General features: G+C 69.9%; 13 protein-coding genes and 1 pseudogene. 5 read left to right on the top strand and 9 right to left on the bottom strand.

Annotated features, from left to right (window positions below; genetic code table 11):
- Positions 1-2 precede the first annotated feature (2 nt).
- A complete protein-coding gene (locus tag ACILRB_RS03585; RefSeq protein ID WP_395664918.1) occupies positions 3-800 on the top strand; it encodes a multicopper oxidase domain-containing protein in 798 nt (265 codons plus the stop codon).
- Positions 801-895: 95 nt separating this feature from the next.
- Positions 896-1,048, top strand: a pseudogene (locus tag ACILRB_RS03590) (NnrS family protein); the annotation flags it as partial.
- A 74-nt stretch (positions 1,049-1,122) separates the two neighbouring features.
- Here the strand turns inward: ACILRB_RS03590 and ACILRB_RS03595 are convergent.
- Positions 1,123-2,097, bottom strand: coding sequence for an aldo/keto reductase (locus tag ACILRB_RS03595; RefSeq protein WP_395664919.1), 975 nt, complete (start codon positions 2,095-2,097; stop codon positions 1,123-1,125).
- Positions 2,094-3,680: an FAD-dependent oxidoreductase gene (locus ACILRB_RS03600; RefSeq protein WP_395664920.1), complete on the bottom strand. Its 1,587-nt coding sequence runs from the start codon at positions 3,678-3,680 to the stop codon at positions 2,094-2,096. The genes ACILRB_RS03595 and ACILRB_RS03600 overlap by 4 nt, the downstream gene beginning before the upstream one ends.
- A 306-nt stretch (positions 3,681-3,986) precedes the next feature.
- Here ACILRB_RS03600 and ACILRB_RS03605 point away from each other — a divergent pair, with 306 nt between their 5' ends.
- Positions 3,987-5,486, top strand: coding sequence for an ATP-binding protein (locus ACILRB_RS03605; RefSeq protein ID WP_395664921.1), 1,500 nt, complete (start codon positions 3,987-3,989; stop codon positions 5,484-5,486).
- A gap of 24 nt (positions 5,487-5,510) precedes the next feature.
- A complete protein-coding gene (locus ACILRB_RS03610; protein WP_395664922.1) occupies positions 5,511-6,173 on the top strand; it encodes a response regulator transcription factor in 663 nt (220 codons plus the stop codon).
- A gap of 6 nt (positions 6,174-6,179) precedes the next feature.
- Here the strand turns inward: ACILRB_RS03610 and ACILRB_RS03615 are convergent, their stop codons facing one another.
- The 7 genes from ACILRB_RS03615 to pedF all read right to left on the bottom strand — a co-directional run bounded on the left by ACILRB_RS03615 (position 6,180) and on the right by pedF (position 13,967).
- Positions 6,180-7,367 (bottom strand): pentapeptide repeat-containing protein, encoded by a 1,188-nt coding sequence (locus ACILRB_RS03615; RefSeq protein ID WP_395664923.1) that lies wholly within the window; start codon positions 7,365-7,367, stop codon positions 6,180-6,182.
- 107 nt (positions 7,368-7,474) lie between these two features.
- A complete protein-coding gene (locus ACILRB_RS03620; RefSeq protein WP_395664924.1) occupies positions 7,475-9,313 on the bottom strand; it encodes a PQQ-dependent methanol/ethanol family dehydrogenase in 1,839 nt (612 codons plus the stop codon).
- Positions 9,314-9,445: 132 nt separating this feature from the next.
- Positions 9,446-10,369: a protease modulator HflC gene (gene hflC / locus ACILRB_RS03625; protein ID WP_395664925.1), complete on the bottom strand. Its 924-nt coding sequence runs from the start codon at positions 10,367-10,369 to the stop codon at positions 9,446-9,448.
- The gene (gene hflK / locus ACILRB_RS03630; protein WP_395664926.1) at positions 10,366-11,355 is read right to left on the bottom strand and encodes an FtsH protease activity modulator HflK; all 990 of its coding nucleotides are present in this window, start codon (positions 11,353-11,355) and stop codon (positions 10,366-10,368) included. The genes hflC and hflK overlap by 4 nt, the downstream gene beginning before the upstream one ends.
- A 1-nt stretch (position 11,356) precedes the next feature.
- On the bottom strand, positions 11,357-12,109 hold the full coding sequence (locus ACILRB_RS03635; RefSeq protein WP_395664927.1) for a YjbE family putative metal transport protein: 753 nt from the start codon (positions 12,107-12,109) through the stop codon (positions 11,357-11,359).
- A 161-nt stretch (positions 12,110-12,270) separates the two neighbouring features.
- On the bottom strand, positions 12,271-13,527 hold the full coding sequence (locus ACILRB_RS03640) for an NRAMP family divalent metal transporter (protein ID WP_395664928.1): 1,257 nt from the start codon (positions 13,525-13,527) through the stop codon (positions 12,271-12,273).
- Positions 13,528-13,538: 11 nt separating this feature from the next.
- On the bottom strand, positions 13,539-13,967 hold the full coding sequence (pedF, locus tag ACILRB_RS03645) for a cytochrome c-550 PedF (protein ID WP_395664929.1): 429 nt from the start codon (positions 13,965-13,967) through the stop codon (positions 13,539-13,541).
- A 283-nt stretch (positions 13,968-14,250) separates the two neighbouring features.
- On the opposite strand from pedF, the gene ACILRB_RS03650 reads away from it, so the two are divergent.
- The gene (locus tag ACILRB_RS03650) at positions 14,251-15,036 is read left to right on the top strand and encodes a quinoprotein dehydrogenase-associated SoxYZ-like carrier (RefSeq protein WP_395664930.1); all 786 of its coding nucleotides are present in this window, start codon (positions 14,251-14,253) and stop codon (positions 15,034-15,036) included.
- Positions 15,037-15,075: the final 39 nt, after the last annotated feature.

Here is a 15,075-nt window from a genome sequence, read left to right on the forward strand (position 1 = left end):
GAGTGGCGCGGGTCGACCTTGGAACCGTCGAGCTGAAGGGCCGCCTCGACAACGGGACAACCTGTTCCTGCTGGGCCTTCAACCGCGAGGCGCCGGGGCCGATGATCCGCGTGCGCGTCGGCGACACGGTCGAGACGCATCTCAAAAACGCCGCCGACCGCGGGATGATCCATTCGGTCGACCGCCACGCCGCGACGGGCCCGGGCGGCGGCGCGCATGACGCCCGGACCGATCCCGGCGATCCGCTGCTCCTGCGTCGCTTCGCGTCGATCCTGACCTTCGGCGACATGATCAACGTCAACCGCGCCGTTGCGGACGACGACGAACACGCCGCCGTCAAGGCGCTGAAGAAGACGCCGGAGCGCGCCATCGGGGAGGCCGTCGCGCCGGCCCGGACACGGCTCGGGATCGACCTCGACCTGCCGTCGCGGCGGGCGCGGAGCGAAGCCGACACGGCCCGGATTTCCTATCCCGAACGGGAGCCTGGAAGGCGCGGCGCTATCTGCCGGGCTACTGCCTTGTGCGCGCCGCGCCGGCCGAGGAAAGCGACGCGCCCGACCCGCTCGACGCCGCGGCGCGGCGGCGCATCCGCGACGTGCGCGCCGGCAGTTCGAGGCCCTGCGGCCGCGCCGCCAGATCCTGCGCGGGGGGCGCGAAGCGCGATCTTTTCGTCGCGCGGGCCGTCCAAAGTCGACCTCGCCGTCGTGAAAGGCTTCGACGAAAGTCTCGTCGAGCCGACGGCGCGGCGCTGCGCCATGTCGGGGCCGAGCTCGCCAAACGTCTGCACAGGCTCAGGCTGACCCTGCCCGTCACCGACGGCAAGCCGAACATCTCGACCCTTATGAAGGCCGCTTCGGCGTCGCCGTGGACGAGCGCGCGCAGGCGTGTCCGCCCAATCTCGCCGCAGGACTGGCGCATGCACGAGGCGCTTTACGGCTTCGTCTTCGCGGTCGTGACCGGCTTCCTGCTGACCGCCGTTCCGAACTGGACCGGGCGGCCGCCGCTTCTGGGCGGTCCTCTTGTGGCGCTTGCGGCGTTGTGGGCCGCTCGGCCTCGTCGGCGTCTTCTGTGTCGGCGACGTCGCCTTTCACGTCGAAAGCCGGATGAACGGCCCGGCGCGCGTCAGCGCGCGTCGGGCGCGGGCAGGTCCTTTTCAGACTCGAGCGCGGCGAGGAGCGCCGCGCCGGCGCTGAAAAGCGCGTCGTCCCGCATCGCCTGCGCATTGGCGAAAATCCGGCTTTTGCGCCGTGTCCCGACGAGCGCGAGGCCGCCGGGGTTATGCGCCAGCGTCGCCCCGATCAGCACATTGGCCAGAACAGCGCCGTCCGTCAGGTCGAGGCCCGTCGCGTCGCAGAGGCGGCGCGCGAGGGCGGGGTCGGCCGCAAGCTTCGCCCGCAGCGGCCCGAAGGCGCGCAGGAGGCCGCGGTGAGTGACGCGGAACAGGCCGGGGGCCAGATTTTCGTGCGGCGGGTCGAGCGGCGACCACGCATATTGCGCCATGTCGAAGACGCCCGGCGCGGCCGCGGCGATGGCGCGCGCGGCGTCAAGGCTCGACGCGATCCCGAGCGTGCGCAGGACGCCCGCCTGACGTCGCTTGTCGAGCAGCGTCAGAAGCTCGTCGGAGACGTCGGCGGGTCGGGCCTCATGCAGCAGCAGCGCGTCGAGATGGTCAGTGCGCAGCCGCCGCAGGCTCTGCGCGATCGAGGCTTCAACCGCCGCGGGCGAGAAATCGGGCCGCGGCCCCGGCCCTGACGGGCGCCGCAGGCGCGCCTTGACGGCGTCGGGCGCGAAGCGGCGCAGCGGCGTCGCGATCAGGCGCTTGAGCTGCGTGCCCCGGCTCATGTCGGGACGCGCCAGGCCGACCTTGGAGACGAGCGCCACGTCGTCGCGCCGGCCCCTGAGCGCGTCGCCGAGCACATCCTCGGCGGTCCCGAGCCCATAGGGCGGGGCGACGTCGAAATGGCGGAAGCCGGCGTCAAAGGCGGCGTCGACCAGCGCGCGGCTGCGGCGCGCCTCGAAGCCGCCGGTCAGATAGGCGCAGCCGAAGCCGAGCGGCGGCGTTCGCCGCGTCGAGCGCGGGAGCGCGACGGTCTTCATGCGCGCGCCTGCGCCGCGAGGCGGTCCGTGAGGCGCAGGCCGAGCGCCATGGCCGTGAAGGTCGGATTGGCGAAGCCGGTCGAGGGATAGACGGCGGCGCCGGCGACGTGAAGATTGTCGGCGCCATGCGTCTTCAGATTACGGTCGACGACGCCGTCCGACGGGTCGTCGGCCATGCGCGCCATGCCCATGTGATGATTGGCGTCGTCGAGCGTGGCGAGCATCTCGGGCGAGCGGTCGACGAGGCGCGCGTCGAGCTTGGTCTCGGCGAGGCCGGCGGCCGCGAGATAGTCCCGGACGATCTCGGCGAAACGGGCGACGGTCTCGATCTCCATGCCGTCGACGCGCCAGTCGATCTCGGCGATCGGCATGCCGAGGTCGTCCTGTTCGGGCAGGAGGCGCAGGCCGCTCTCGACCACCATGCGCTGCTCGGCGGTGACGCGCAGCTGGATGCCGCCGTCGGTGAAATTGTAGATCCTGCGGTGGCGCAGATAGCGCAGGATCATCGGGGCGCCGACGGTCGCGAGCGTGCGAAGCCGGCGCAGCGCGTCGAGCGGCGAGCCGCTGAGGCGCCCCCGCAGCAGGCCCCTGACGAAGATCTTGGCGTTGACGAGATCGTCCGCCATCGAGGAGTTGAACAGGAAATGGCAGGCGACGTTCAGAAGCTTTTCGCGCGTCTGCGTCACGTCGGACAGCTTCAGCTTGGGCGTATATTTCACGCCCTCGACGACGCCGTTGTCGAACAGGTCGTGGAAGCGCTTTTTGTCGATCGGCGTCGCCTCGCCGGCGACGAAATCGACATGGTCCATGAAGCCGCGCCCGAGCCATGGATTGCCGCGCCAGGGCGTCTTGGAGCCGTCGCAATAGGGCAGGGACAACAGCCGCGCGATCTCGATCGTGCCATTGGCGAGCACGATCTCGCCGCCGCGAAAGCGCAGCCGCCGCCCCCTGCCGTCGACGACCTCGGCGCCGGCGACGGCGCCCGGCGTCGCGCCCGGGGCCAGCGCCACGACGGGGGCGCCGACGACGACGCGCAGGTTCGGCGACGTCTCGATCTCGCCGCGAAACAGCGTCGCGACGTTCGGCTCCGGCATCCAGCGGGTGAAGAAGAAGGAGAGCGCCTCGGGCGGCGCCGGCGGAGCGATCTTCAGCCGCGTCTTGACCTCGTCGTCGGACATGCGCGCGCTCGACACGCCGAGAAGGTCGAGGACGCGGCCGTAATAGGGGTCGAGCTCCTCGCGCGTGATCGGCCAGGCGGCGCGCGCGTCGACCCAGTCGCGCGGGCCGAACACGATCGGATCGAAGGGGACGAGCTGCCCGCCCCAGAAATTGGTCGTGCCGCCCAGAGCGCGAAAGCGGCCGATGTAGAGCCCCTCGAGCTTGCGCCCGACCGAGCGCGCCTTTTCAAAATAGCCCTGCGACTGCGCGCTCACGGCCCCCGGGCCGGCTTCGAGCACCGTGACGGAGCGGCCGCGGCGCGCCAGATCGACGGCCATGGCCATGCCGACCGCGCCCGCCCCGACGATCAGCACGTCGCAGGCGAAGCTCTCGGCGTCGGCGATGTTTTCGGCGGCGGTCAGCACGAATCGTCGTTCCCGTCGTTGCGCGTCGTCTTGCGGCGAATCTTTCGCTTCGCCGCATAAAGCATAGACGCCAGAGCGCAAACATAATGTTGCGCGATTGCGTCAGGAGACGCCGAAAGCGTCAAGGATCGCGCGGCGCGGACCTCGCGCCCATGACGAAACCATGTCGCCTTTCAGGGGCGGCGCGCTATTTTGACGGCGACGCCTGTCTGGCCCGGAACCGCCTGAATGTTCAACCTGCCGCCCTTCGGACGCGCCGCGTTTCGAAAATTTGCGCGCTGTCCGAGAAGCTCGGCGCGCGTGCGCGTGGCGGCGGCGTTCGTTGCGGTCGGCCTGCTCGGCCTGGCGCAGGCCTATTACGGATCGCGCGCGATCGACGCCGCCGCCGCGCTCATGAGCCGCGCCGAGATGTCGAACCGGCAGCTCGGGCTCTATCAGCAGCTTTCGATCGAGGCGGCCCATTTCGTGCTGGCCGGCGACGCCGGAGACGCGCGGGACGCGAGCGCCCGCGCGCTCGGCGAGGGTCTCGCCGGGCTCGAGCGCCTCGCCGCGCTTGAACAGGGCCTGCTCGAGGCCGAGGGCCAGTCCGAAAGCCCCGACGAGCGCGCGCGGCTCGCGCGGATCTCCGAGGCGACGCGGACCCTCGTCGCCGGGGCCGCCGCCTCCGCCCGTCGCACCTATGAAGCCGAGCTGAAGCCGCTGCTCGCCACGGCCGTCGCCAAGGAGCGGAAGGAGGCGGAGCGCACCGGCGACGCGATGCGCGAGCGGCAGGCGCGCATGCGCTGGCTCTCCCGCGTCGGGGCGGCGACGCAGGCGGCGACGCTCGCCTTCGTCTTCTGGCTCGTCACCCGCTCCCTGTTCAATCCGCTGTGGCGTCTTGCGTCCGACATCAGGGAGTTCGGGCGCGGACGGCTGTCGCACCGGGTCGCGGCGCGCGGGCATGACGAGTTCACGCTGTTCGCGCAGAGCGTCAACCGCATGGCCTGCAACCTCGACCGCAAGCGCCGGCGGCTCGTCGAGATCAATGAATCGCTCGAGGAAATCGTCGCCGAGCGCACCCGCCTGCTCGAACAGCGCAACCAGGCGCTGAAGGACGTCGACGAAAGCCGCCGCCGCTTCTTCGCCGACGTGAGCCATGAATTGCGCACGCCGCTGACGGCGATCGTCGGCGAGGCCGATCTCGCGCTGCGCCTCGGCGTGTCGGAGAGCCCCGCCTGCCGCGAGACGCTGTCGTCGATTCTGGCCAACGGCTCCTATCTCAACCGGCGCATCGACGACCTCATGGCGCTGGCGCGCTCTGAGGACGGACAGCTTGCGCTCGAGCGCGGGCCGGTCGATCTCGCGGCCGTCGCGCGAAAGGCCTGCGCCGACATCGCGAGCCTCGCCCGCGTCAACGGCGTCGCCGTCGATCTCGAGGCCGGGCTACGTCCGGCGCCGGCGTGGGGCGACGAGGCGCGCCTGCGCCAGTGCCTCATGGTGCTGCTCGACAATGCGGTCAAGTTCTCGGCGCCGGCGCAGAGGGTCAAGGTCGCCGTCGGCCACGAGGCGGCGCATCTTCGTCTCTGCGTGGCCGATTTCGGGCCAGGCGTCGCGCCTGAGGACCTTTCACGCGTGTTCGATCGCTTCTATCAGACCCAGGACGGGCGCCGGCGCGGCGGCACGGGGCTCGGCCTCGCCATCGCCCGCCGCATCGTCGACGCGCATCAGGGCACGATCGAGGCCGCGCCGCAGCGGGGCGGCGGGCTCATGATTTCGGTTCGGCTGCCGCGCGCCGACGCGGCCGCGCCGGCGAAAGACGCGCCGTGAGGAAAGCCCCATGAGAAAAGCTCCATGAGATATCTGTTGGTCGAGGATGATCGCAGCATCGGGCTTTTGCTGCGTCGCGGGCTCGAGGCGGAGGGCCATGTCGTCGACTGGACCCAGACGGGCGCCGAGGCGACGGCGCGCATTCTCCTGCAAGCCTATGACGCCGTGGTGCTCGACCTGCGCCTGCCCGACGTCGACGGCATGGAGCTTTGCGCGCGCCTGCGCGCCGAGGGAGCGCAGACGCCGATCCTGATCCTGTCGGCGCGGGACCAGGCCGAAGACCGCATCAAAGGCCTGAACAGCGGCGCCGACGACTATCTCGTGAAGCCCTTCGTGTTCGAGGAGCTGCTGGCGCGGCTCGCCGCCATCCATCGCCGCAGCGCGGCGCGCCGCGACGAGGTCCCGGCGCCGGCGGGCGAACTGCTTCTCGACCCTGGCAGCCGCACGGTCCGGCACGAGGGCAGAATCGCCGAGCTCACGCTGCGGGAGTTCCAGCTGCTCGAATTCCTGCTGAAGAACCGCAACAAGGTGGTGTCGCGCTCGGCCATCCTGCATCAGGTCTGGGGGGCGAACGCCGACGTCTCGGACAATTCGATCGACGTCTATGTCGGCTATCTGCGCAAGAAGCTGAACATTTCGGGCCGTCTCGTGACGGTGCGCGGCGTCGGCTTCAGGCTGTCGTCATGACGCGCCTCACCAGTCGTGCGGGCAGCCGCGGCATCCGTCCATCAGCGCGTCCTGAAAAATGGCGTAGCGGACGCGGGCGCCCTCGAGGATCGCGTTTTCGAGATTGGAGCCGTAGAGCTGCGATTCCTGCAGATCGGCGCCGGTCAGATTGGCGTTGCTCAGATTGACCTTCTCGGCGAGCGTCATTTCGAGGTCGGCGGCCGACAGATTGGCGTTGCTGAAATTGGAGCCGGTGAGCTTCGCGAACTCCATGTTCGCGCCGCGCAGGCTCGCGCCGGTCAGATTGGCGCCCTGGAGCTGGGTGAGCTGCATGAACGCGCCGTCGAGCGTCGCGCCGACGAGATTGGCGTTGCGCAGATGGGCGTGGCGAAGATCGGCCCGCGTCAGATTGGCGGCGCGCAGATTGGCGCCGTCGAGCTCGGCCTCCGACAGGTCGGCGAAGCTGAGATCGGCGCCGTGGAGATCGGCGCCGGGGCAGTTGGCCTCGGGCCTGAGCACGCAGCCGTTGACCTTGCGCGTCGCCTGCGCCCCGCCGCCGCGTCCCAAAAGGCCCGCGACCCAGTCGCCGGCCGCAGCGAGGGCCGAGCGCTCCACGGGACAGTTGCGGCAATCGGCGGCGGCCGTCGACTGGACCCGCGCGCCTTCGACGCGGGCTCCGCCGAAATTGGCGCCGCTCAGGTCGACGCCGCGCAGCGAGGCGCCGGCGAGGTCGGCGCGCATGAGCCGCGCGCCGCGAAAATTCGCGCCGTTGACGGTCGCGTCGGCGAGATAGGCCGCGCTGAGGTCGGCGTTCTGGAAATTCGCGTCGGCGAGCGCCGCCTTGCTCAGATCCGCGCCGTAAAGGCTCGCGCCCATGAATTTCGCGCCCGAGAGCTTCGTCTGCGAAAGCTGCGCGCCGTCGAGCTTCGCGCCGGAGAGGTCGGCCCCTTCGAGATTGGCGCGCCTGAGATCGGCGCGCGTCAGGAGCGCGCCGGCGAGATTGGCGCGGCTGAGGTTGGCGTCGGCGAGCTCGACATGGCGCAGGTCGCGTCCATGCAGATCGACGCCGGGGCATTGCGTCCTGGGCGTGATCCGGCAGCCGGATTCGACGCGCACCAGGCCTTCGTCCTCCCAGTCCTCGCCCTGCGACGGCGACGCGAGCGCCAGCGCGCAGGCGACGGCGAAGGCGGCGCGAAGAAAGCGGGTCGGGGCCATGGCCTGTTCTCGCCGGACTGGTTTTTGGCGGCGCGTCGTCGCCGGCCCGTTTCCAGACGGACGGCGCCGGTCGAAGGGCGGGGCGCGTCGCGCCCCGCCGCGATCCGTCACTTGACGGCGAAGACCCAGAACGAGCCGCCCTGCGAGACGCGCTTCGTGAGGTCGGCCATGTCGCCGCCCCAGAGCGGAACCGCGCCGCCATATCCCGACGCGACGCCGACATACTGCTTGCCGTCGGCCTCCCAGGTGATGGGCGAGCTGACGATGCCGGAGCCCGTCTGGAACTTCCACAGCTCCTTGCCGGTCTTGGCGTCGAAGGCCTTGAAGTAGCCGTCGCTGGTTCCGGTGAAGACGAGGTTGCCGTGCGTCGCGAGCGTGCCGCCCCACAACGGATATTCCTCGTTCATCGACCAGACGATCTTGCCGGTGGCCGGATCGAGCGCGCGCAGCGTGCCGACATGGTCGTCATACATGCGCCTGATGCGGAAGCCCATGCCGAGATAGGCCGCGCCGGGCTTGTAGACGACCTTCTCGGTCCAGTAGTCTTCCTTCCAGTTGTTGGCCGGAATGTAGAACAGGCCGGTGTCCGGGCTGTAGGACATCGGGTTCCAGTTCTTGCCGCCGAGGAACGGCGGGGAGACCTCGACCGACTTGCCCTTGTCCTGGCCTTCCTCGGGCAGCGGCGGGCGCTGTCCCTCGACCTCGATCGGGCGTCCGGTCTTGAGGTCGAATCCCTTCGCCCAGGTGATATTGTCGACGAAGGGATAGGCGGCGAGCAGCGCCGTCGGACGGTTCGGCTCGCCGCCCGGCGCCGAGAGCTTCTCGCGGTCGGTGACGAAGAAGAAGCCGTTGCGGTCGGCGTGCGCCGACGCCTTGTGCATCTTGCCGTTCTTGTCCTTGAAGTCGAACAGGATCAGCTCGTTGTTGCCCGAGAAGTCCCAGGTGTCGTTGGGCGTGTGCTGATAGAAGCCCTTGAGGTCGCCGTTGCTCGCGTCGACATAGGCCTGGCCCGAGGTGAACAGGCTGTCGCCCGGCCACCGGGCCCAGCCGTTCCACGGCGCCGGGTTGCCGGCGCCGACGACGATCGTGTTGGCGTCGACGTCGAAGGAGGCCGACTGCCAGGGAGCGCCGCCGCCGTGGTGCCACGCTTCGACCAGCTCGCCCTTGTCGTCGCGCGGCCAGGACGGCGCCTTGGGATCGCCGGTGACGGTCGAATCCTTGCCGTCGACCGTGCCCATCGCGCCTTCGGTCAGCGGCCGCTTCCAGATCTCCTTGCCGGTCTCGGGATCGCGCGCGAAGAGATAGCCGCGCACGCCGAATTCGTCGCCCGAGGAGCCGTGGATCAGCAGCACCCTGCCCGACTTCGCGTCCTTCACGAGAGTCGGCGCGCCGGTCATGGTGTAGCCGATCTTCTGGTCGCCGAACTTCTCGCGCCAGACGACCTTGCCGGTGTCCTTGTTGAGCGCGACGATGGCGGCGTCGAGCGTGCCGAAATAGATCTTGTCGCCATAGATCGCGGCGCCGCGGTTGACGACGTCGCAGCAGGGCCGGATGTCGTCGGGCAGGCGCGCCGTGTAGCTCCAGATCTTCTTGCCGGTCTTGGCGTCGAGCGCGAACACGCGCGAATAGGAGGCGGTGACGTAGATCACGCCGTCATGAATGAGCGCCTGGGTCTCCTGGCCGCGCTGCTTCTCGTCGCCGAAGGAGAAGGACCACACGGGCTCGAGCTTGCCGACGTTGCCGGCGTTGATCTTGTCGAGTTTGCTGAACCGCTGCGCCGTCGGCGAGAAGCCGTACATCAACACGCTCTTGGTGTTGTCGGCGCCGTTCTTGATGTCGTCCCAGGTCACAGGCCCGGCGCCGGCCTGCGCCGCGAAGCCGCAATAGAGCGCGATGGCGCTCGCGGCCGTGAGAAAGCCCGTCCTCGATCGGACCTTGGTGGACATTCATCCCCTCCACTTTAAATTATTGTCGCCATCAGGACGATCGCATTGCAGATATCATGCGATTTCTGAGAAAGTCCTGAGAAGTCGCCGCGGCGGCGCTACGCCATAGGTAGCAGGCGCCGCGCCGGGCCTTTATTTGACGGCCTCCGCCGCGCCGCTCCCCGCGTCTTTCTGCGCGTCCTGCCGGGCGCTCCGCGGGCCGGCGCTGAAGGATTTGAGAAATTCCGCGCTCGGCGACAGCACCAGCGTCGGCGCGGCGTCGGCGAGCGCGGAGCGGTAGCTCTGCAACGATCTGTAGAAGCGATAGAAATCGGGGTCGCGCCCATAGGCGCCGGCGTAGAGCTCGATCGCCTGGGCGTCGGCTTCGCCGCGCACGGCGCGGCTGTTGCGCTCGGCCTCCGAGAGCAGCACCGTGCGGTCGCGATCGGCGCGCGACTTGATCTCCTGCGCCTTCTCGAAGCCCTGCGCGCGCAGCTCCTTGGCCTCGCGCACGCGCTCGGACTTCATGCGGTCGTAGATCGCCTGGCTCGTCTCGAACGGGAGGTCGGCGCGGTGAATATGCGATTCGACGATGTCGACGCCGAGCGGCTGCGCCTCGCGGCGCACGAAATCCTCGACGCGGTCGACGATGCGCGAGCGCTCCTCGGTCAGGAGCGAGCTGAGAGGCACGCGGCCGAGCTCCCGCCGCAGCGAGGAGCCAACGAGCTGGCCGAGCTGCAGGCGAGCCTGGTCGACGCTGCGCAGCGACTGGTAGAACAGCAGGGGGTCGGCGATCCTGAAGCGCGTGTAGGTGTCGACCTCGATGCGCTTCTGGTCGCCGAGGATGATCTGCTCGGCCGGCGGCTCGAGCGGCAGAAGGCGCGCGTCATAGACGACGACGACGTCGATCAGCGGCGCCTTCACATGCAGACCCGGCCGCGTCACGACGGCCACGGGCCGCCCGAAGCGGATGACGATCGCCTCGCCGCCTTCCTGCACGGTGAACAAGGCCGAGGACAGCAGCCAGACGAAGACGCCCGCAAGCGCGAGAAGGGCCAGTCTCCAGCGCATCGTCATCGGGCGGCTCCCGGCTTGTCCCTGCCTTCGGCGAGCGGCATGAACGGCACGACGTTCGAGACCTCGCCGTCGGCGGACTGGATCACGACCTTGCTCGAACGCTTCAGCAGCCCGTCGACGGCGTCCATGTAGAGGCGCCAGGAGGTCACGTCCTTGGCCTTTTCATAGGCTTTATAGACCGACAGGAAGCTCGCCGCCTCGCCGCTGGCGATGTTGACGACCTGCGCCTTGTAGGCGTCGGCCTCCTGTCTGACGCGCGCCGCGTCGCCGCGCGCGCGCGGGATGATGTCGTTCTGATAGGCTTCGGCCTCGTTGCGCGAACGCTCCTTGTCGGCCTTGGCGCGCTGCACGTCGTTGAAGGCGTCGATGACTTCGGCGGGCGGATCGACGCGCAGCAGCTGGAGCTGGGTGACGAGAACGCCCGAATGTTCGGCGTCGAGGATCGCCTGCAGCAGGTCCTTCGCCTGGTCGGCGACCTGCTGGCGCTTGTCGGACAGCACGTCCTGGATCGGCGTGCGGCTCACGACCTGGCGCAGCGAGCCCTCGGCCGCGGTCTTGAGCATGGCTTCGGGGTCCGAGATGCGGAACATGTAGTCGCCGGCGTTCTTGATCTGCCAGTAGACGACGCCGTCGGCCTCGACGATGTTTTCGTCGCCCGTCAGCATCTGGTTTTTCGCGGCGGGGCGCCCGTTGGCGTAGTCGCCGGCGTCGGCGCGGCCGAGTTCGAGCTGGCGGATCTGGGTCACATTGGGCAGCAGCACGCGCTCGATCGGCGCCGGCAGGTGATAGTGCAGGCCGGGCTCCGCCGTGTCGACCCAGCGCCCGAAGCGCAGGACGAGGCCTTCTTCGTCGGGCTGGACGTTGTAGAATCCGGTCGAGATCCAGCCGATGAACAGCACGCCGCAGAGCAGCAGCAGGCTGCGGGCGCCGAACCCGTAGGGCCGCCCGCGCGGGGCCGACGGCGTCGCGAGCGACGGAAGTTTCATGTCAGTTCTTTCCTGCGGCGAGTTCGGCGGCGACGTCGTCCGGCGCGTCGTCGCGGAGGGCGGCGTCGCCGGCCTTTTCGGCGCGGATGATGGCCGCCTGCGCGACGACGAAGACCGCCGTCAGCGCCGGCGCGACGAAGCCGAGCGCGGGCGCCTCCCGCCGCGCCCAGTCGGCGATGAGCGGGTCGTCGACGAGGATCGATCCGGCGATCCAGCCGAGCAGCGCGCCGCCGGCGAAGATGAGGGACGGATAGCGCGCGAGGACCGTGTGGACGATCGCGCTGCCGAACATGAGCATGGGGATGCTGAGCGCGAGGCCGAAAATGAGCGCGCCGACGTCGCCGCGCGCGACGGCCGCGAGCGCCACGACATTGTCGAGGCTCATCACGAAATCGGCCGCGATCACGATGAAGATCGCGTTGAGGACGTTGCGCGTCTGGCGCGCGTCCTCCTCCTGCGCGCTTTCGGCCGCGGGCTCCTGCTCCTCGCCCATCAGCTTCACGGCGATCACGATGAGCGCGAGCGCGCCGAACAGCTTGAGCCCCGGCATGACGAACAGCACGGCGACGACCGCCGCGAGCGCCACGCGCAGCAGGATCGCGACGCCCGCGCCGAAGGCGATCGCGCGCTTGACGAGATGCTGCGGCAGGCGCCGGCACGCCATGGCGATCACCACGGCGTTGTCCGCGCTGAGCAGGAGATCGATGATCACGATCTCGACGCCCGTCCAGATCAGCCCCTGCGCGCCGTCCATGTTTGTGTCCGTCCCGCCCTTGTGCGTGAGCGGCGAAGGCCCGTTTGCGGAGCGGGCCTTCGCGCCTTCCTGAGTTTTGCGCCGTCCGCCGGGGGCGGAAGGCGCGTGGCCGGTAAACCTGCGGCGCGTCCCCTGAAGCGCCTGCGCCTCGAAAGGACGCGCTAGCTGAACAGGGCGAGCAGGCCCCCCGCGACGCCGATCGCCATCGTCGTCGCGGCGCTCGCCACGACGATGGCGCGCTCGCGCCCGCGCAGTCGCAGGCGTTCCGGAAGAACGCGGCCGGCGAGGATGATGAGAAGCGTGACGACGACCGGCGACAGGATCACGTTGGCGGCCTGCGCGGCGACGGTCAGCGAGACGAGATCGGGCGTGAAGCCGACGAGAACGGCCGAGCCGCATACGGTGACGGCGAAGGCGGCGGAGACCCAGCCGCCGCCCGAAAGGTCGCGGGCGGAGCCGCCGAAGATTTCGCCGAGCCCCCAGGTGAGCGCCAGCGAGGCGACGATGACGGCGACGAGCGCCGCGCCGAGCACGCCCATGTCGAAGACAAAGGGCGAGATGTGCGGCTCGGCGTTCGAGAACGCTTCGACGATATCGCCGAGGCTGGCGAGCGGACCGCTGTCGCGCAGCGTCGTCGCCGCCGCGATCAGCACGGCGGCCGTCAGGCATTGCGTCAATGCGGCGCCGGCCGCCGTGTCCCAGCGCGCGGCGCGATAGTCGGCGGGCCCGATGCCGCGCGCGACGATCGCCGACTGCTGGTAGAAGGTCATCCACGGGCTGAACGAGGCGCCGACCACCGCCGCCGCGAGATAGCCGAATTGGGGGCTGCGCAACGGAACGTCGGCCGCCTCCCGCATGATCAAGGCGACGTCGGGCCGGGCCTGCCACGCGACGACGAAGAAGGCGGCCTCGAACGCGCCGATGGCGAGCGCGACGCGTTCGATGCGGCGGTAGGAGCCGCCGATCCGCGCGACGGCGAGGAGCGCGGCGGCGCCGGCGAGCGAGACCGGCCGCGACAGGCCGTGGACTTCGCCGATGCCGGCGACCGCCGCGAAGGCGGTGACGAGGGTTCCGAGCGCCGCGAGGACGAGCGCCGCGGCGCAGGGCGCGGCCCAGCGCAGGCCGAACTCCTGCCGCACCAGCTCGCCGAAGCCGCGCCCAGAGAAGACGCCGAGGCGGACGGCGAGCTCCTGCACGAAGTAGAGCGGGGGAATGAGCAGAAGCAGCAGCGGCAGCAGCCTGTAGCCCCAGACGCCGCCGCATTGCGCCGCCGTGGCGACGTTTCCGGGATCCGAGTCGGCGATCATCACGAGCAGGCCCGGCCCCAGCGTCGCGCAGAAACGCCGGACGCGGGCGAGCCGCGCGCCCGCCGTCCCGGTCATGGCGGGGCGCACGCGGCCCGGACGATCGAAGGCCACGCCCGCGCCGGCTAGTCGTCGACGTGCTGCGATTCGATGTAGGTGCGGATCGCCCACAGCGCTTCCTGGCTCAGCACGCCCGCAAACTTCGGCATGTAGATGCGTCCGTCGCGTTCGGCGCCGTTGATGACGCGGTAGGAGAACCACACGTCTCCCTCGTCGCCGGTCGCGAGGTAGCGCAGATCGGGCGCGATGCCGCCCGACTTCACGTCGAGGCCGTGGCAGCGCGCGCAATTCTGGTTGTAGCCCGACGCGCCGACTTCGAGCGCGCGCGCATTGCCGCGATAGGGATTCGAGCCGACCCAGTCGGGGCCGAGATCGGGCAGGCCTTTGGTCTCGACCGGTTGAGGCGCCATGTCGCCGTGGCCGAACGCCGTGGAGACGCCCGCAAGCGCGGCCGCCATCGCTACGGCCGTCAACGCCGCCCTTGCCTTGTTCATGATCGGTCAGACCTCCCTCATGTCCATCCGCGCGCCGCGCGGAGCTGCTTCGCGTCGGTCGGCGTCTGTCGCTGATTTTTCGAACTCTTAGCTTCCCAATTCTGAGAAAGTCCTGAGAAGAAGCCCGATCGCGCCTAATGCTTATGGCATAGGCGCATCGGCGCGCCGTTTGCGATCAGGACATGACAAGCGTCACATCATGTAGGTCGACGTGGCCGCTGTTGACATCCTGTCGAGCGTCGTTCACTCAATGAGGCAGGGGAGAAAAGGGCGCGTGATCGACATGACCGGGGAAACGGCCGGCGCAAGGCCCGGCTTGGCGACGGCGGTCGAAACGGCGCGCCCGGCGTCCGCCGTCGATCCGCTCGGCTCGCCGATATGGCCCGATCTCGCCAGGGATCATCTCGCAAACGCGCCGGTCGTGTTCGACCCCGCGGTCGAGGTCCTCCTGCCGCCGGTCAGCGAAGACCAGACCCAGGTTCCGATCGCGGTCGACGCGCGCCGGCTCGGCCGCGTCGACGAGATCGTCGTGATCGGCGAGCTCAATCCCTTTCCCGTCACGCTGCGGCTGCGGCCCGGCGCGGGCTGCGCCTTCGCCGGCTTCCGCATGCGCGTCGAGCAGGCGACTCCGGTCCGCGCGGCGGCGCTCAAGGACGGCGTCTGGCGCGTCGGCGGCCGTTATCTCGACGCCGCCGGCGGCGGCTGCTCGGCCAAGCCCAGGGTCTCCTCCGCGGTCGACTGGGCGCGCATCGGCGAGATTCGCGGGCGCGCCTGGCGCGAGGCCGACGGCTTCCTCCGCCTGCGCCTGCGCATCGTCCACCCGATGGACAACGGCCTGCATGACGAGCCCCTGTTCATTCTCGAAAAGCTGTCGGTCGAGGCGGCGGGCCGCACGCTGGCCGAGATCGAGCTCAAGGAGCCCGTCGCCGCCAATCCGACGCTGACGCTGCTCGTCGAGGACGTCGGCGCCGACTGGCTTCGCGTCGCGGCGCGCGACACCGACGGGCGCGGCTACGGCGCCGATCTGCCCGTGCCCGCGCGCACGGCGCTCGCCGGAGAGCTTCGATGAGCCGCGCGGCGGGCCAGGAGGTCACCCGGCGCGCGGCGC

Origin of the sequence: Methylocella sp., assembly GCF_044226135.1 — a bacterium.
Taxonomy (GTDB): domain Bacteria; phylum Pseudomonadota; class Alphaproteobacteria; order Rhizobiales; family Beijerinckiaceae; genus Methylocapsa.

Coding starts and splice junctions, on each gene's coding strand:
- ACILRB_RS03610 (WP_395664922.1), top strand. CDS start 5,511: ATGAGATATCTGTTGGTCGAGGATGATCGCAGCATCGGGCTTTTGCTG.
- hflK (WP_395664926.1), bottom strand. CDS start 11,355: ATGAAACTTCCGTCGCTCGCGACGCCGTCGGCCCCGCGCGGGCGGCCC.
- ACILRB_RS03620 (WP_395664924.1), bottom strand. CDS start 9,313: ATGTCCACCAAGGTCCGATCGAGGACGGGCTTTCTCACGGCCGCGAGC.
- hflC (WP_395664925.1), bottom strand. CDS start 10,369: ATGACGATGCGCTGGAGACTGGCCCTTCTCGCGCTTGCGGGCGTCTTC.
- ACILRB_RS03615 (WP_395664923.1), bottom strand. CDS start 7,367: ATGGCCCCGACCCGCTTTCTTCGCGCCGCCTTCGCCGTCGCCTGCGCG.
- ACILRB_RS03595 (WP_395664919.1), bottom strand. CDS start 2,097: ATGAAGACCGTCGCGCTCCCGCGCTCGACGCGGCGAACGCCGCCGCTC.
- ACILRB_RS03650 (WP_395664930.1), top strand. CDS start 14,251: ATGACCGGGGAAACGGCCGGCGCAAGGCCCGGCTTGGCGACGGCGGTC.
- ACILRB_RS03635 (WP_395664927.1), bottom strand. CDS start 12,109: ATGGACGGCGCGCAGGGGCTGATCTGGACGGGCGTCGAGATCGTGATC.
- pedF (WP_395664929.1), bottom strand. CDS start 13,967: ATGAACAAGGCAAGGGCGGCGTTGACGGCCGTAGCGATGGCGGCCGCG.